Below are 15,620 nucleotides of genomic sequence, written 5' to 3' on the forward strand. Positions count from 1 at the left end.
TACTAGGGCGAAAAACATACAGCAGCATCTGGCATCATTACCTGCCCTCTTTATGCTCGGCTATCTCAGACATCCGCTGTAATAAGTACTGCGGTTGCGCTATCTTATTCTCTTCGATTTTCGCAAACGAGAGCCGCCAAAGAGCTCAAAACACATCACAGACAGAAACAGGAAAGTGTACTTAAATGGTCGAACAATCAAAAGAATCCGCAGACCTTGCCCCTGAACAGGGAGAGGGACTGCAACGGAATCTGACTAATCGTCATATTCAACTCATCGCCATCGGCGGAGCGATCGGCACTGGGCTATTCATGGGCTCAGGCAAAACAATCAGCATGGCTGGCCCTTCGATCATTTTCGTTTATATGATCATTGGTTTCATGCTGTTTTTCGTCATGCGTGCGATGGGAGAATTATTACTCTCCAACCTCAACTATAAATCATTCAGTGATTTTGCTGCCGATCTGCTTGGACCATGGGCTGGTTTTTTTACCGGCTGGACTTACTGGTTCTGTTGGGTAGTCACCGGGATTGCCGATGTCGTAGCCATTAGCGCTTACTCTCAGTTCTGGTTCCCTGATTTATCACAGTGGGTATCTTCCCTGCTTTGCGTTCTGCTATTACTTACGCTAAATCTGGCAACGGTGAAACTGTTTGGCGAGATGGAATTCTGGTTTGCAATGATAAAAATTGTCGCTATCGTCGCACTCATTGTGGTCGGTGTAGCACTGGTCATGATTCAGTTTTCTTCTCCATCTGGAAATGTCGCCTCTTTTACTAATCTATGGAATGATGGCGGCATGTTCCCTAAAGGGATTAGCGGTTTCTTTGCCGGGTTTCAAATAGCCGTATTCGCATTTGTTGGCATCGAACTGGTAGGCACGACCGCAGCTGAAACTAAAAATCCGAAAGTCGTGTTGCCCCGCGCGATTAATGCCATCCCAATTCGCATCATCATGTTCTATGTTTTTGCGTTAATCATGATTATGTCTGTGACGCCGTGGAGTGCAATTACTGCGGATCGTAGTCCTTTCGTGGAAATGTTTGTCCTTGTCGGCTTACCCGCTGCTGCCAGTATGATCAACTTCGTCGTACTGACATCTGCGGCATCTTCCGCCAATAGTGGTGTATTCTCAACCAGTCGTATGCTCTTTGGTCTTGCTAAACAAGGTGATGCACCAAAAAGTTTCGGTATGCTATCTAAACGCTCAGTCCCCTCCACTGGGCTGATGTTTTCCTGTATTTGTTTACTCTCAGGCGTGGTGTTGATCTATCTGATACCGAACGTGATGACCGTGTTTACACTCGTGACCACCGTTTCCGCAATTTTATTCATGTTCATCTGGAGTATCATCCTGTGCTCCTACCTAACATATCGTAAAAAGCGCCCGCAACTGCATACAGAGTCATCATATAAAATGCCATTGGGGATTTTCATGTGCTGGGTATGCTTGGCCTTTTTCGCTTTCGTTATTGTACTGTTAACATTGCAACCAGATACACGCCAAGCGCTCGTTGTCACGCCGTTATGGTTTATTGTTCTGGCTATTGCTTATCAGTTTATTCGTCGGAAAAAGCGGGCTATTGACGGAAAGTAAAATTTGTAAATGCAAGAAAGGCGCAGACAATGTCGGCGCCTTTAATTTTTTTCGGGAAAATCACGCATAGCACAAGTACTCTCTATTATTGAATATAAACAATTCTCAATTGATGTACGGAAATTAATATGCGGTCAATTAATGTCGCCACCATTGATATATAAGAAAGTTATTCTCGTAATGAAACGGTTGTGATGCGATTGATGTTTTTAGCCAATAGTTCGAAGGCTAAGCAATTGCACTCGTCTTTCCGCTGTGAAGCATCAGCAACAACACCTTCTATTTTTCTATTTAACTCATTGATTTTTCCGTCATCTAGCGTTGAGACAATAGCAGAGATCAGCATCTCTAACGATTCAATCTTAGCGTTAAGCGCTTTTTCTCCAACTTCCTTTTCTGCCAGCTTTATTAAAAGATGAGAGAGGATATTATTCATTTGAACTCCTTAATCAAAAAATAACCGCCATACATCCATAAGGCAACACCCGTTCTTTGTCGCACAGGATTAGAGAAACATAACGAAGATTAATGTAACACTGTGAATGGCCTGACCGCTAGTGTCTATTATCATTTTAAGAAAATCATATTCACACTACAGTAATGAAATGAAGCTGCAGATAAATAAATCGAATAAATAAAAAAATTAAAAAAGCATTTTATTTTTTCGAACAAAAAATAACTATTTTGAAGAAAATCACCAAAATCATGAATGTGTGATGAAATTCACAGAAAAATAAAGATACTCATTTTTGACAGAATGCCAAACAAAGAAGCTAGATGAGTAGCCAGCTATAGGGAAACAGCTGGCTCTATAGTTACCTTTACTACGCACTCATTGATTGATGTGCGCCACTCACCGCATCCTTTGCTTGTTCACACTGTGACAATATCGTCTGTGCATGAGAATAAAGAATTTTCCCCGCTTCGGTAGGCGTAACACCACGTCGACTCCGCACCAGCAGTTGTTTTTCGAGTTCACTCTCCAGCGTCGCGACCTGCTGGCTCAGCGCCGGTTGTGCAATATGCAACAACTCAGCAGCCTGTGTAAGGCTACCGATATCAACGATTTTCACAAAGTATTTGAGCCGTCTAAGATTCATGTCTGCCTCCTGAGTAGTTACCCTAAAGAGGTAGCAAAAAGCGCGCCATATTATGTTCCTATGCCTAAGAAAAAGTGATACCTCCTTGATAAGCCACAGGTAAAATAAGGAAAAGAAATGATTCTGCTAACCAACTCGATTAGTTTTGTATGGGGAACTCGTCATCAAGCCAGTACCCGCCTGCACCATCCTAAAGCAAAACCTGCTATTTTAGGGTGCAACGCTGCCCGCTAACCGGCATATTTCATCGCTTTTCTATGTTCAACTTGAGCAATAATTTCAATATGTTGGTTATTAGTTCGGCAATCAAACACATCTATCGATAACATCCTTTGACAACCTGAAACGCTACCGCTATTATCCACCGCACTTAACCGATTCCTCTGTAGTTCAGTCGGTAGAACGGCGGACTGTTAATCCGTATGTCACTGGTTCGAGTCCAGTCAGAGGAGCCATTTTAGAGAAAGCAGACGTTCACTGACGTCTGCTTTTTTGCTTTTTATCAATTGGTTATCCCCTTCTTCAGGTTCGCCCTCGTTCACCCAAAAACACTCGAAGCCATACCCTTTTGCTGGTAAAAACACTGGTAAAGCTGGTTCGATTTCGTTTTTACCAGCAATCGGAGGGAACCGTCATGTCACTTACTGATACCAAAGTAAAAAATGCCAAGCCGTCAGAAAAGGTGGTTAAGCTCACTGACGGGTTTGGCCTCTATCTGCTGGTACATCCCAACGGTTCCAAATACTGGCAGTTAGGCTATCGCTTCGAAGGAAAACAGAAGGTGTTCTCCATCGGTGTCTACCCTGCCGTATCTCTGGCTGATGCCAGACAACGGCGAGATGAAGCAAAAAAGCTGTTAGCGGCTGGAGTCGACCCCAGCGCCAAAAAACAGGCTGACAACAAAATCGTTCAAGAGCGGCGTAACAACACCCGCGCTTTCAAAACAGTTGCCAAAAGCTGGTTTGCCACCAAAACCACATGGTCGGAAGATTATCAGCGTTCTGTCTGGACACGGCTGGAAACTTATCTGTTCCCTGATATTGGTGAAAAAGATATTGCTGAACTGGATACAGGCGATCTGCTGGTTCCCATCAAAAAGATAGAGAAGCTGGGTTATCTGGAAATTGCCATGCGGGTGAAACAGTACGCTACTGCCATCATGCGTTATGCCGTCCAGCAAAAGATGATCCGTTTCAATCCGGCCTACGATTTGGAAGGTGCTGTTCAGAAGCCGCAAACGGAACACCGTCCCGCTATCGAACTGGAAGAGATACCTACACTATTGGAACGTATTGAAGCCTATAAAGGCCGTAGCAGGCTGACCCAATTAGCGATAAAACTCAATCTGCTGATTTTTGTGCGTTCCAGTGAACTCCGCTTTGCCCGTTGGTCAGAGATCGACTTCAAAAGCGCCTTGTGGGTTATCCCTGAACAACGTGAAGCCATTGAAGGGATCAAGCATTCAGGTCGTGGGGCAAAAATGCGCAGGAAACATTATGTTCCTCTATGCGATCAAGCGCTGGCAATTTTGGAAGATCTTAAAGACCTCACCTATGACGTTAACGGTGATGAGGGTTTTATCCTGACAGGCTGTTATGATGCGATGAAACCCATGAGTGAAAACACCATCAACAAAGCACTACGCAAAATGGGCTATGACACCAAAACCGATCTGTGCGGTCATGGTTTCCGAACGCTGGCGTGTAGTGCGTTAATCGAATCAGGTATCTGGCCTGAAGATGTGGTTGAACTTCAGATGAGCCACATGGAAAAGAACAACGTTCGTGCTGCCTACACTCACAAGGCCAAACACCTTGAGCAACGCCGCCTCATGTTGCAATGGTGGGCTGATTTTCTTGATGCTAACAGCAACGGTATGGTTAGGCCGTTTGAGTTTGCGCAGAAATATTAGTTATATAGCCAAGGACGGCTAACTCAGCATTGGGACATAAAGTAACCTTAACTGAAAAGCTTAATTACTTAACAGTTTTCAATCATATGAATGAGGTCATATTAGAAAATTAATCTATTTCATACTTTTCTATTTCCGATTTTAAATATTGAACCATCCTCATCAAATTGTATAACGAAAAATATAATTGCTGACTTTTATCACTTTGTTCTTTTGAGTAAAAAGGATTTAAGTCTTGCCTTAAACCACCTTTCGCATCATTTAAAATCTTGATAGTTGAACACCAACCGCTATGAATAATTTGATTTAATAACGTTATAGTAGACATATTCATATATGCTCTTGAGTTTATCAATTTACTTGCGTCTTCTTCTATTTTATTGACTCCATATAAAAAATATTCAAACCAATCTGCAGATTGAAATGGCTGTGTATACCCCAAAACCAAAGGTGCATCTTTCTTAAACGGTGATATGTTTAGGATTGCTTTCCCAACATCATCTACTGATGAGTTTACATCCAAATCAATAGATGCTTTTTTACCAAACTCTTGGATATGAGTTTGGAATGAGGTAGTTATAATACGAAGGCGAGATATAACGAAAACCGAACTTCGGCATTTATCCTTATATATTTCAGGATAAATTGCTACAACATAAAAAATATAACTAGCAATAATTGATGCAAGAACCCCCTCGACAACAGCACTTACGTCATACATCCATGTGAAAGGTGCTGTTATTTTATTTAAAACCAAACACTTTACTATTAATAACAATAAAGCCCCAACGCCTATTTTATGATACAATGAATTTATAGACTTTATAAACTTACAAGTCTTATTAATTATATTTTCCACTTATTTCCCTCAAAATAAAAAATCGTATTAATAAATAATCATAACATGACCGAAAATGAAATATGATTGATATCTATCCCTTAGTCCAATCTTTTAAACTCTTGCCGAACCAATACATTAAATCAATTCTCCAGACTCATCGCAACAACGCCATCAACGGTTCACGCAGCTCTGAAACGATATGAATTTGAAAGTTAGGGAACTAACCAGCCGTAGATTTCCTTATATCGTGTTTAGCAATTGACTAGTACCAACCCTAGCCTTACATTGCAACCGATCAGGCACGAGACTTGACAAAAGACCACCTGAACACCTGTTTCGCCCCTGAAAGGTACTTGCGATACCAGACAAGGGCTAACCTCAACGTTATAAGGACTAACGCTATGGCTGTCTGTCAGTTTACCCATTCCCTTCCTGAAAATCTGCATCTGGCTACTGCTTTTTTTGCCACAACTCAACATCCAGCAACGGAGGTTTATCATGTTCGATAACACGCCGCTGGAACTGGAAGAAATCATCGATCAGTGTCGGGCATTGATTTACGCCGTTGTTGAACTGGATGAACCCAAGGCAAAAGAAATTTTGATCTTCGTCCTTTGGGAACGGTTTGATCTGTTATTTCGTACTTTTCATACGCCAGAAGTGATTCCAGTAGGCTAAGGAAACAGCCATGGGGATAACGCATTAAGGCCACAATTTTAATTGTGCGGGAAGTTGAGCAGCACATACAGATTGTTGTGCTGCTATTTAATTTTTTTGATTACAGTTCGTCGTTATGAGATTTTTATTTTAACAAGTAAATCATCAGACTACTTTTTAAAATCAACCTTACTGAAACAGTCTGGTGTTAATGTGATACAGGCCAGTGTCTCGCCATTATCATTGCAAAATTCTATCTCATATGCAGGGGATGGCTCATTATAAATGTGAACAATAGCCCCTAGCATTCCTTTTTTCAATCCTTCCTCTGGAAGATCATTTTTTAAAGAAATAACATCAAATAAAGAATAAACCATCATTACTTACCCTTCACATAAATTGTTGCTAACCGAGGAACATCGGAACCATTGTCAAAAAACCAACCTGTCCTAACAATAGCTGAACTCCCATTTATACCTTCAATCGGCATATCAACAATAACCTGCTGTCCATAGTTAGTTGCATTACCTAATGCCGCAGGACTTGATCCTGCGCCAAGTCTAACTTGCTCAATAAGGTCGTCCACATTGGATTGATTATAACCTAACGCAGATTCAAAAATTTTAGCTTTATGTCCTCCGACTGGATGTTCAGGATTTAATGCATAACCTGTCAGTTTATTTTTATCAATGGTTGCTTTATCTGAATTTTGAAGAACACCATCTTTAGTGATATATGGTGAATTATCCTCGCTCAGATAAACATAAATCGGTGGAAACGCATTCTCCGGGAACACCAGAATGTAATCCCGAAAATCCTTCTCTTCCGGCATTGGTGTCGCAAGAATACTGACATCATCCATCTCTGGAATTTCAAATCCCGGCACTGCTGACGGAATAACAGGCTGTTCACCGTGTGCCGTATCCGTGGGTAATTCGATACCCGGATTATCCGGTGTCCATAGAATCGTTGGTCCGGTTGCGCTCTCTTCCCAGAACTCGTAACGGTTATTGGGGAAATCATGTTTCAGTAATCTGACGCGAACCTGATCGCGACCACTTTCCATACTGGTGTGGTAGCCAACCGCCTTCAGCCTGCCAGTTTCTTCATCTTCCACCCACTGATAACGAACACGACTGGGGACGGTTCCCTGCTTCTTCGCTACCTCCAGTAGCTTTTCCTGTGTCAGCAAATCGTCTTTTTCACCTTTCAGATGGTGCTGAATCAATGCTCCCATCAGCAGGAAACTTTGCGCCATCTGCAACTGGCCTTGCCAGATTGATGGACCAGAAAGACGTTTCATCTGATGTGTCAGTGCCTTTGCTGCATCCTGATTGGCCTGCGCCACAGCGCCACCCGCAGCAGCGGTCGCCCCCGCCTGTGCTGCCGTACCTGCCATGACCACTGGTTGAGGTGGCGGCAACATTGCCGCATCCGCTTTACCCACTAACAAGTCAAAAACCGTTTTATACCACGGCTCCATCGGGGGTATCTGAGGCTTGTTAATCGCACCGGGAGAGGTCTTAGGTGACGGTTCATTTTTTCCGGCCAATGACTGAGGAGGAGAAACAGCAGAAGCCGTATTTTTCTTTTTCGCTGCCTGCGCATACTGCTTTACCTCAACTGATTTTTCTTGCGAGGGATTAGCCTGCTCAACAGGTTCAGCAACATAAAAACTCATTTCCCCGATGTTGTCCTGTGGCTCGTCTTCCTTTCCCGCATCGGTACAACCCGCACCACGTAAACAGGATTTGGCAAAAACAGGCTCAACTGCCAGCATCGGTGTTAACGCCAGCAATGGCGCACGGGTTAATGCTGCCTGTTTAGCACAGTCCTGAACGGGAGAACGATGGGGTGTATCACCAATAATGACATTGCCACTACCGGACGTGATGACTCCACCACAATTGATACCATCCCCAATACGCGCAGCGGGCTTGCCGTTAATAATAACGGTCGATGAACCTTCGGCGATTTTTCGGGAATGCACACCATGTGGTGTATTAGGACAAGGACAACCGTGAAGCAGAACAGCATCACCCTGTCGGGCAGCAGGCTGACCATTAATAATTACATCAGAACTGCCTTCGATTATCGGTGTTTCAGGGAAGCAGTCATGACCACTTCCGATATCATTAAGACGAGCAGCACCCGGCATTGTCATTTTCCTTTGACAGTAAAACACTCCTTTTGAGGGCTGAATGTTGGGCGCTTTTTATGGATGATTCAATACCGGAACCGTTAACAGATAAGGAAACAGCGATGCGTCATGATAATTTTACTTATATAAGAACATTATTTTAAATATCCTGTCTCAAATCACCCACATTTCACTTTTGTTATATTGATATATTTTGGTATCGGACGGCAACTTTCCTTTTCACCTTTTTCGCCCCCGCCGTGGGTCGTACAATGTGAACCCATTTCATTGATATTGTATTGAGGAACCCAAAGTTTCTCGTCACCATACGGATTGGTTCGTACTTGTCCGTTCCAAAATACAGCGTTCGAAGCATAATATAAAACAGGTTCAACTCCGGCAGGACATGTCCCTCCATCAACCGTGATTAGACCACCACTATTTGTCCCCCATATGCCAGATTGACAAGAAAGTGTAGCCCCTTTATCGTCCTTGCTAATTAGCCCATCAGGTGAACAACTTACTCCCGCCACAGCAGTCGATTTAACCTGTAAATATTGCCCTGAAACAATACCTGATGAAGCGATGTTTCCTGACGCAGAAATGGCCCCTGTCGTTTTTCCATCATTTGAACCCGATAAGGTAAGGTCGCCTCTCACTCTTTGGCTTCCCCAGATATCCAGCTTAACAGAGGAATTGTTATTCCCATTCAGGGAAAGATAACCATCCCCCGCACCACCAGATACATTTAACAGAATCATATTCGGATCGCTGGTGCCACCGCCACCAATCTGAAGTTTGCTGCTCTGGGTTTTGGCTGAAATGTAGTTTTCAGAGTTGATGCCGTTTTTTACCGTAAGCTGACTGTTCATCGATACGTTCTTACCAAATGTGGAAAACCCAATAACATTTAAATCCTCAGACACATTGACGTTCTTGGCAAAACGCCCATAGGTGCCATTAAATGAGGTCGCGTTCACGTCACCCGATGCGGTAATGTCTTTGGCGTTGTTGATACTCTGGCCTCCCATATTCAAATCACCTGTCATTGGTAATGTTCCATCACGACGTAGATAAACCGAATACATAGAACTGTTATATCCAACACGGTAGGCCAGCAATCCCGCTGCATTTATCCCAGCATAGTTACTTTGGTTCTCAGTCCATTGACCAGCGGTTCCCGATGCCACCGTTGTGGATTGCGTCATACCACTATCAATGCCAGCCGCCTGCATAGCACGGCCTAATAAGTCATAGCGAACACGGTTTCCTTCTGACCACGGCAATGTGGTGATAACCAGTCCGTTAATAACGTAATTAGGTGAACCTCCATCGCGCTTTAACATGATTTTATAAGATGATTTCTGCGCATTGATTCCGGTATAACTGACAGGCAACAGCCCTTCATTCACTAACGTTTGATAAGTGATTTCACAACCGTTAGCCGTACAGGTTCTTGGTCCCGGATCGCTGCTCTGGCTGCTGCTTGAAGTTAATGTTGAAAGTTTGTCATAACGGATACTGATATAACGATTAACCGCTTCTCCCATCTGTTTCATTTGAGCGCCTACGGTATTCGCTATAATGTTTTCCTGATCGTTTTTCATGTCCTGAAACTTTATGAATGCCATTGCTGTGCCGATACCTAACACCAATGTGACTTCCAATAGGGAAAACCCTTTTTGATTTGTTATTTTCATTTTCACCGTCCTTTTTTATTTACATGAACTTTAATTAGCAAAAATAAAAAAGTGGTCAAGATATCATTTATCTTTATTTATTGAGCAAACCAGTTATTTATTAGCACAATGGAAGAAAAAAATAACTAATGACTACATCAATAACCAAATCCAAATGAGATAACATTCATCTCATTAGAACAATATTTAGTGACTTCATCGACATTTTTAACCCCCTGCTTCACAGTACCACTGGTTCCGACTTCATTACCTTCTTCATCATAACCCTCATTATCACCAACAGATATATTTGAAAACATGGATGCCGTTGCTAACACTAGCTTGGCACACTCAACAGAAGGAACATTATTGTAGGTAATATTAAATCCATTAGTGCTATAACTAAAGTTCACAGGCCCTTTCCATATATTAACTACCCGATAAGTATCCCCAACTCTCATTTGGCTTGGTATGATTTTCGCGTCAATTAATGTTCTTGCATTGATGCCTGTATAATTAGTACTGGAACCATAAATAGCATTTATCCCAGACACGATAGCGGTAATGTTTTTTACTTCAATCTCTGCACGCTGTGCCGCCTGAGCCTTGGGGTAAATCATAAATGCACTGACAATCAACCCGGCAATAACACCTAAAACCAATATTAGCTCAAGCAGAGAGAACCCTTTTCTATATTTTCTATTTTTTAATAACACCCTATTTAACTCCTTTTCATCCAAACGATGAAAAACAGATAAACGATTACATAGGATAAGACAATAGATAGCGGCATATAATTAGCGGGTTAACTGATGAACGGCTGACGCGAGAGAAATAGGTTCCATATTCAGAACTTTGACACACTCCTTTCTTCCATTAGGATACACTTTTACCAGTTTTCCTTCTGAAATACAGTGGATAGGCATTCCAGCCCTGAATGCCTCGTTGATCGCTTTCTGTGAGGCGTTTTTGGCAATTCGACTTAACACTGCCGTATCCTCAAGCGGATTTTTCTTTAATTTCTTCTTTTTCATTATTTCCTCCGTATCCATACTGATATATAATTTATTACTGACATGTGTCAAATTTCGATATACCCATCAATGATTCTTTATCACCATCAGGATAATAAGCTATGAGTGAAGCTCTCAAAGTATTAAATAACATTCGAACCCTGCGTGTTCAGGCACGAGAAACCGATCTGGCGACACTGGAAGAAATGCTGGAAAAGCTCACCGTTATTGTTGAAGAGCGCCGTGAAGAAGAAACCAAAGTTCAACAAGAACAGGCTGAACGTCTGGCAAAAATTGAAGCTCTTCGTGCCAAACTGTTAGAAGATGGTATCGATCCGGCTGAACTGCTTGGTTCTGTTTCTGCCACCAAGTCAACAAAATCTAAACGTGCTCCTCGTCCAGCCAAATATAAATATGTCGATGAAAACGGCAATGAAAAGTTATGGACAGGTCAGGGCCGTACACCAAAAGCTATCGCCGCTGCGCTTGAAAATGGTAAGACTTTGGAATATTTTGAGATCTGAGCCCCCCCCCCCTTTAAGTTTTATTTAAAGGGGGGTTTTCTAAAATTAAATATAAAAATTTAACTTAAGGACAAGAAATGACAGGCAGAGTATTACTTCTGGGAGCACTTTTTCTAGTGGGGTGTACCAATTTTTCCGCAAAACAACCTTACCGAACTCAGGATGACGAACAACTTCTAATTAGCGCAAACATGCCAAACGGTGTTTTAAAGCTATGGATAAATGAAACTCTGATTATAAATGAATCGTTCTTGAATCAAGATAAAAGTTTAGCCGGGGTCTTTAGCAATAATTACACCAATGTCTATACAGCAACCTACAACGGTAAAAAAGTCATGGCACGATGCAAAAGAGAAACCCATGCATTTTCAGCACCAGATCATGAATGTGATGTTTTTATCAATGGAGAATATGCTGCAAATCTCTTCCTGAGATAGTGTTGATAATAAATCAGCTACCGCGCCCTCTGGGGCTTGCTCAACAGCTCACCGACCTAAAAACAAGTTTTAGGTCGGCTCACCGTTCGGACGTGAAAAGGAAAACTACTGTTTGGATTTATTTAAAACATTTTCGATATAAGTTTGGCCTTGTGCTTTATACCTTTCAATATCACTTTCATGAAGATTTGGGATATCAAGCAGAATCCCAAAGACCAATTCCTTATCTACATAACCAATATCACATCCTAAGACTTTGGCAACCTCTGCACCGAAAATAATTTTCTGCCGTGTATTTTCTTTTTTCGTTTGCTGTTTCTTTTTAGCTTCCAAGAAGTATAGACGTTCTTGTGCTGAAGCAATTTGTTGTTTGATTGTTTTTGTTGTCATATGTCATCCCCCCAATATTTTCTATTTTTATCATAAGGAATATTCGCATAGTCATCATTATTCAGTTTTTTCTTGATTGATTTTATCTTCAATTTAAATTGCTGTTTAACCTGATGCTCTCTGAATTTCTCCCTTATCTGATTCACTCGTTTTTCTGCTTCTAAATAGGCTTGTTCTGTATCGGTATAAACACCTTCATCAAGAAGTTTTTTGGCTTCCCAATCAATGGCTTCATCATTATTTTTATACATTAAACCTCCTTGTATTTGTTGTATATTCTCCTTTAACATATTTTGAAAAATTATCAATACAGCAATATACTTTTATTTGATAAAAAACAAACTCATAAGGCTGATATTTATACTCCATGCCACAGCATTAATGCCAATTAAAACCAATGCTGTTTCATTCAACTCACCAAGTTTCATGTTATTCTCCCTTTTCACGTTTCACTTTATTTAACTGATATCCCCTATGTTGGCAAGTTTAGGCATTAGCCACTATATAATTAACTTAACCGCATATATATGATCGTTTAAATACGTTAAGCGCTTATATGTGAGCGCTTAACCTATTTTGTAACTATTGAATAATCAGAACCATTACCATTCAAATGTCTCGTTTCAAAAATTTTTCATTTAACTCCCATGCTGCTGTTCTATTACTATCCCATGTATTATATTTATTCAATTCCGAGTATTTTATTACAGTCGATTTTGAGTGTTCACAGCTAAGGTTTATTTTAGAATCTATAGATAATCTGATAGCAAAAGCATATTCAGTAACGGTATAGAAATCATTACTCCATTCCTTGTCACTGTCAAAATAACATCTTGGAATAGAACATATCGATTCAAGTTGTATAAGATCTGACTCTTTAAAAACATTCCCTAGTTCTTCAGTTGATTCACGAATCGCTGCATCCCAAATGGTCTCATTTTCTTCCACCCCTCCGGCAACCCATTGCCAATAATCCATATCTCTTCTTTTTAGAAGATATAAATAAAGTTCATCCCTATCAATTGAATAAGGAACAATTAGCACTTGCTTAGGTTCGCGCATAAACACCTCATACCTACAAAAAGAACGATTACCCTTCACATTTTACACCTTAACCATCTGACGTATATCACTATTTTATTTTACAGATTTAAACTCCTAAAACTGTTCTGCATGACAGCCATCATATGTAACCAATTGATTACATGGCGATTATCCCAATGACATTTCAGTATAAAATTTTCTGTGAGTGAATGTATTTATGCTGTAATGGTAAAATGAGTAACACAACACAATAGTAATCACTAACTATTTTGTCTAATACTCACCACGTTACTTAATTTTTCTCGTTAATGTTTTTCATTCCACCTGTTAAATTTTCATTCTGATTCATATGACCAACCTGTTAATAGTGCAACAGGGAAAACCACAGAAAAAGCTACTATTTTCTTGTTTTAGTTCTTTCCCGCCTTACGGCGGGATAAATTAAAACTTCCCTTGTCCTTCGGACACCATTTAAAACCCATCGAGGTAATATCGCGGAATACTTCGCCCGTTTATCCAGATTGCGCCGCTTAATTCGGCGTTTTGTTTTACAGACATTAATATATTTCGTATTAATTAATGAGAGGGGCTTTTACATTGTTTCTTTTTTTAAGAAAACAATGCCCACTTATACACTCACTTCGTGAGCGTGTGGGGTCTACCGACGGTTGCCTGCCGCAGGCTAAAAACAAAACCAAGGTCAACACCAGAGTTTTCCTTGCGAAAAACTAACAGCGGCATAGTGAGCGTTGATGTTTATTTTATAGTTTTTATTATATTGAGGTCTTTTATTATATGGCAATATTTCATCTGGAGTTTAAAATTGTGAAACGTTCGGAGGGTATGTCTTCCTGTAGGAAGGCTGCCTATCATAACAGGTCAAGAATAACAGATGAGCGTACAGGTAATACCTACGATTTCAGCCGCCGAACAGATTTATTCCATCATCAAATATTAGCACCAGTTTCCGCTCCTTCTCATATTATTGAAAGCTCAACAGCCCTATGGAATGAAGTCGAAAGGGTTGAACGTCAGAAAGACGGTCAAACAGCCCGTTATTTTGATGTGGCTATCCCTTGTGAACTTGGCAATGACGACAAGATAAAATTAGTAGTCGAATACTGTCAGAAAAATTTCGTTGATAAGGGCATGATTGCCGATATCGCCTTCCACGATTTGGATGGTCAAAACCCCCATGCACATGTGATGTTGACATTAAAACCAATCACCGATGATGGCTTTGGTAAAAAAGAAAGAAGCTGGAACGACAAGAAAAACGTAATCCTTTGGCGCGAATCATGGGCAGTAATTGCCAATCGCTATCTGGCTGCCGCTGGCAGTAGCGAGCGTGTTGATCACCGTTCTATTGATACCCAATACAATGAAGCACTCGAAAATGCCGCTATCACCTTAGACGTGGAAGAAAAAGCGCTATGGCTCGCCAAAGCAACAGCAACCAGCCGCCCAGCAATGCAACGTGTTCATCGCGCCAAGTGGAACAGCAAACAGGTTCAGGAGCAACGAGCTGCTGAGCAGGCTGTTCGTGATGAGATGAAACAAGAAGCTCAGGCCACATACAACACCTTCAAAGATTTAGATATGCAGATCGTTGTTGACCTTAGAAGTTTCACCGTGTCCGAAATGCCTGAACCTGTTGAAATCGTCTTACCTGAAATACAACCTCGAACAGAGTTCTCTGAAACGGGTTCGCAGTCAGCATCATCAGATGACCAAAAACCTGTTCTGGTTGCCCCTGCGCCTCATACACGTACCAAATTGAAAACCCTATCCTCTTCAACTGCCAGAGCGGTTAAACGCGCTCCTGTTAAAAGTAAGAGAAAGCAGGTTAAACCTCGTCAGACTGGTTTGTTCAAGCGTTTCACTTTACTGGTAGTGGAATATATAAAAGAGAAATTCGTCTGGGCCAAGAAGAAACCAGCTCCTGTTTCTGTTGATGCTGAACATGATAAACGTATTGCCGAAAACTATGTGTTTGATGAGGTGCAGGGTATCTATGTATCACGCGCTGAGCATGAGAGACGAGCCAGATTTAACAGTGACACTTATAGTCCAACACCAGATGAGATCAGACGTTTCCCACGTCGTCCGGTTATGCCAGTACAACCTGAGAGTAAGCTAGACTACATACCAAAACTCGCTGCAGAAAGGAAAAAACCGGTGTCTAAATTAAGACCACCTGATTATAATAACAATTAAACACAATCGATTGGTTCGAGATCATATAGTATAATTCCGTTAAAAATAAAATCGGCATTGTATTCAAC

16 protein-coding genes, 1 tRNA gene and 1 pseudogene are annotated in these 15,620 nt (G+C 41.3%); 7 read left to right on the forward strand and 11 right to left on the reverse strand.

Features of this window, described 5'->3' with window-relative positions; genetic code table 11:
- Positions 1 to 185 precede the first annotated feature (185 nt).
- Entirely contained in the window at positions 186 to 1,598 is a 1,413-nt protein-coding gene (cycA, locus tag E2566_RS13695) for a D-serine/D-alanine/glycine transporter (RefSeq protein ID WP_107168529.1), read from the forward strand.
- A gap of 169 nt (positions 1,599 to 1,767) precedes the next feature.
- On the opposite strand, the gene iraP is transcribed toward cycA, so the two are convergent.
- Both iraP and E2566_RS13705 read right to left on the reverse strand, forming a co-directional pair.
- The gene (gene iraP, locus E2566_RS13700) at positions 1,768 to 2,034 is read right to left on the reverse strand and encodes an anti-adapter protein IraP (RefSeq protein ID WP_168444506.1); all 267 of its coding nucleotides are present in this window, start codon (positions 2,032 to 2,034) and stop codon (positions 1,768 to 1,770) included.
- A 394-nt stretch (positions 2,035 to 2,428) separates the two neighbouring features.
- A pseudogene (locus tag E2566_RS13705) lies at positions 2,429 to 2,698 on the reverse strand (LysR family transcriptional regulator); the annotation flags it as partial.
- A gap of 379 nt (positions 2,699 to 3,077) precedes the next feature.
- Between E2566_RS13705 and E2566_RS13710 the strand changes: the two are divergent.
- Together E2566_RS13710 and E2566_RS13715 are read left to right on the forward strand one after the other, a co-directional pair.
- Positions 3,078 to 3,153 (forward strand) — tRNA-Asn (locus tag E2566_RS13710).
- Between the two features lie 179 nt (positions 3,154 to 3,332).
- The gene (locus E2566_RS13715) at positions 3,333 to 4,610 is read left to right on the forward strand and encodes a tyrosine-type recombinase/integrase (protein ID WP_107168526.1); all 1,278 of its coding nucleotides are present in this window, start codon (positions 3,333 to 3,335) and stop codon (positions 4,608 to 4,610) included.
- 109 nt (positions 4,611 to 4,719) lie between these two features.
- Here the strand turns inward: E2566_RS13715 and E2566_RS13720 are convergent, their stop codons facing one another.
- Complete coding sequence (locus E2566_RS13720; protein ID WP_107168525.1) at positions 4,720 to 5,469, reverse strand: hypothetical protein; 750 nt, start codon at positions 5,467 to 5,469, stop codon at positions 4,720 to 4,722.
- 480 nt (positions 5,470 to 5,949) lie between these two features.
- Between E2566_RS13720 and E2566_RS13725 the strand changes: the two genes are divergently transcribed.
- The gene (locus tag E2566_RS13725; protein WP_100016978.1) at positions 5,950 to 6,129 is read left to right on the forward strand and encodes a hypothetical protein; all 180 of its coding nucleotides are present in this window, start codon (positions 5,950 to 5,952) and stop codon (positions 6,127 to 6,129) included.
- 149 nt (positions 6,130 to 6,278) lie between these two features.
- Here E2566_RS13725 and E2566_RS13730 read toward each other — a convergent pair whose 3' ends face one another.
- The 5 genes from E2566_RS13730 to E2566_RS13750 all read right to left on the reverse strand — a co-directional run bounded on the left by E2566_RS13730 (position 6,279) and on the right by E2566_RS13750 (position 10,961).
- Entirely contained in the window at positions 6,279 to 6,488 is a 210-nt protein-coding gene (locus E2566_RS13730) for a DUF4926 domain-containing protein (protein WP_107168524.1), read from the reverse strand.
- Positions 6,488 to 8,266, reverse strand: coding sequence for an S-type pyocin domain-containing protein (locus tag E2566_RS13735; protein ID WP_107168523.1), 1,779 nt, complete (start codon positions 8,264 to 8,266; stop codon positions 6,488 to 6,490). The genes E2566_RS13730 and E2566_RS13735 overlap by 1 nt, the downstream gene beginning before the upstream one ends.
- Positions 8,267 to 8,427: 161 nt before the next feature.
- Positions 8,428 to 9,948 (reverse strand): shufflon system plasmid conjugative transfer pilus tip adhesin PilV, encoded by a 1,521-nt coding sequence (gene pilV, locus E2566_RS13740; protein ID WP_107168522.1) that lies wholly within the window; start codon positions 9,946 to 9,948, stop codon positions 8,428 to 8,430.
- 137 nt (positions 9,949 to 10,085) lie between these two features.
- Positions 10,086 to 10,643: a type 4 pilus major pilin gene (locus E2566_RS13745; RefSeq protein ID WP_107168521.1), complete on the reverse strand. Its 558-nt coding sequence runs from the start codon at positions 10,641 to 10,643 to the stop codon at positions 10,086 to 10,088.
- Between the two features lie 81 nt (positions 10,644 to 10,724).
- Complete coding sequence (locus E2566_RS13750) at positions 10,725 to 10,961, reverse strand: hypothetical protein (protein ID WP_107168520.1); 237 nt, start codon at positions 10,959 to 10,961, stop codon at positions 10,725 to 10,727.
- 101 nt (positions 10,962 to 11,062) lie between these two features.
- Between E2566_RS13750 and E2566_RS13755 the strand changes: the two genes are divergently transcribed.
- Positions 11,063 to 11,464, forward strand: a complete 402-nt coding sequence (locus E2566_RS13755; RefSeq protein ID WP_107168519.1) for an H-NS family histone-like protein — start codon at positions 11,063 to 11,065, stop codon at positions 11,462 to 11,464.
- A 77-nt stretch (positions 11,465 to 11,541) separates the two neighbouring features.
- Positions 11,542 to 11,901: a hypothetical protein gene (locus E2566_RS13760; protein WP_107168518.1), complete on the forward strand. Its 360-nt coding sequence runs from the start codon at positions 11,542 to 11,544 to the stop codon at positions 11,899 to 11,901.
- Between the two features lie 105 nt (positions 11,902 to 12,006).
- Here E2566_RS13760 and E2566_RS13765 read toward each other — a convergent pair whose 3' ends face one another.
- From E2566_RS13765 to E2566_RS13775, 3 genes are all read right to left on the reverse strand, one after another.
- A complete protein-coding gene (locus E2566_RS13765; RefSeq protein WP_103182486.1) occupies positions 12,007 to 12,291 on the reverse strand; it encodes a conjugal transfer protein TraD in 285 nt (94 codons plus the stop codon).
- Entirely contained in the window at positions 12,288 to 12,542 is a 255-nt protein-coding gene (locus tag E2566_RS13770) for a hypothetical protein (RefSeq protein ID WP_107168517.1), read from the reverse strand. Before E2566_RS13770 ends, E2566_RS13765 begins: the two co-directional genes overlap by 4 nt.
- A gap of 358 nt (positions 12,543 to 12,900) precedes the next feature.
- A complete protein-coding gene (locus E2566_RS13775) occupies positions 12,901 to 13,392 on the reverse strand; it encodes an NUDIX domain-containing protein (protein ID WP_168444507.1) in 492 nt (163 codons plus the stop codon).
- Positions 13,393 to 14,130: 738 nt separating this feature from the next.
- On the opposite strand from E2566_RS13775, the gene mobQ reads away from it, so the two are divergent.
- The gene (gene mobQ, locus E2566_RS13780; RefSeq protein ID WP_107168515.1) at positions 14,131 to 15,552 is read left to right on the forward strand and encodes a MobQ family relaxase; all 1,422 of its coding nucleotides are present in this window, start codon (positions 14,131 to 14,133) and stop codon (positions 15,550 to 15,552) included.
- Positions 15,553 to 15,620 lie beyond the last annotated feature (68 nt).

This window comes from Pectobacterium punjabense, from assembly GCF_012427845.1.
Lineage (GTDB): Bacteria > Pseudomonadota > Gammaproteobacteria > Enterobacterales > Enterobacteriaceae > Pectobacterium > Pectobacterium punjabense.

What these genes read in the sequence shown, in the direction of transcription:
- cycA (WP_107168529.1), top strand. Translation starts at nt 186, where the DNA reads ATGGTCGAACAATCAAAAGAATCCGCAGACCTTGCCCCTGAACAGGGA.
- iraP (WP_168444506.1), bottom strand. Translation starts at nt 2,034, where the DNA reads ATGAATAATATCCTCTCTCATCTTTTAATAAAGCTGGCAGAAAAGGAA.
- E2566_RS13715 (WP_107168526.1), top strand. Translation starts at nt 3,333, where the DNA reads ATGTCACTTACTGATACCAAAGTAAAAAATGCCAAGCCGTCAGAAAAG.
- E2566_RS13725 (WP_100016978.1), top strand. Translation starts at nt 5,950, where the DNA reads ATGTTCGATAACACGCCGCTGGAACTGGAAGAAATCATCGATCAGTGT.
- E2566_RS13730 (WP_107168524.1), bottom strand. Translation starts at nt 6,488, where the DNA reads ATGATGGTTTATTCTTTATTTGATGTTATTTCTTTAAAAAATGATCTT.
- E2566_RS13735 (WP_107168523.1), bottom strand. Translation starts at nt 8,266, where the DNA reads ATGCCGGGTGCTGCTCGTCTTAATGATATCGGAAGTGGTCATGACTGC.
- pilV (WP_107168522.1), bottom strand. Translation starts at nt 9,948, where the DNA reads ATGAAAATAACAAATCAAAAAGGGTTTTCCCTATTGGAAGTCACATTG.
- E2566_RS13750 (WP_107168520.1), bottom strand. Translation starts at nt 10,961, where the DNA reads ATGAAAAAGAAGAAATTAAAGAAAAATCCGCTTGAGGATACGGCAGTG.
- E2566_RS13755 (WP_107168519.1), top strand. Translation starts at nt 11,063, where the DNA reads ATGAGTGAAGCTCTCAAAGTATTAAATAACATTCGAACCCTGCGTGTT.
- E2566_RS13760 (WP_107168518.1), top strand. Translation starts at nt 11,542, where the DNA reads ATGACAGGCAGAGTATTACTTCTGGGAGCACTTTTTCTAGTGGGGTGT.
- E2566_RS13765 (WP_103182486.1), bottom strand. Translation starts at nt 12,291, where the DNA reads ATGACAACAAAAACAATCAAACAACAAATTGCTTCAGCACAAGAACGT.
- E2566_RS13770 (WP_107168517.1), bottom strand. Translation starts at nt 12,542, where the DNA reads ATGTATAAAAATAATGATGAAGCCATTGATTGGGAAGCCAAAAAACTT.
- mobQ (WP_107168515.1), top strand. Translation starts at nt 14,131, where the DNA reads ATGGCAATATTTCATCTGGAGTTTAAAATTGTGAAACGTTCGGAGGGT.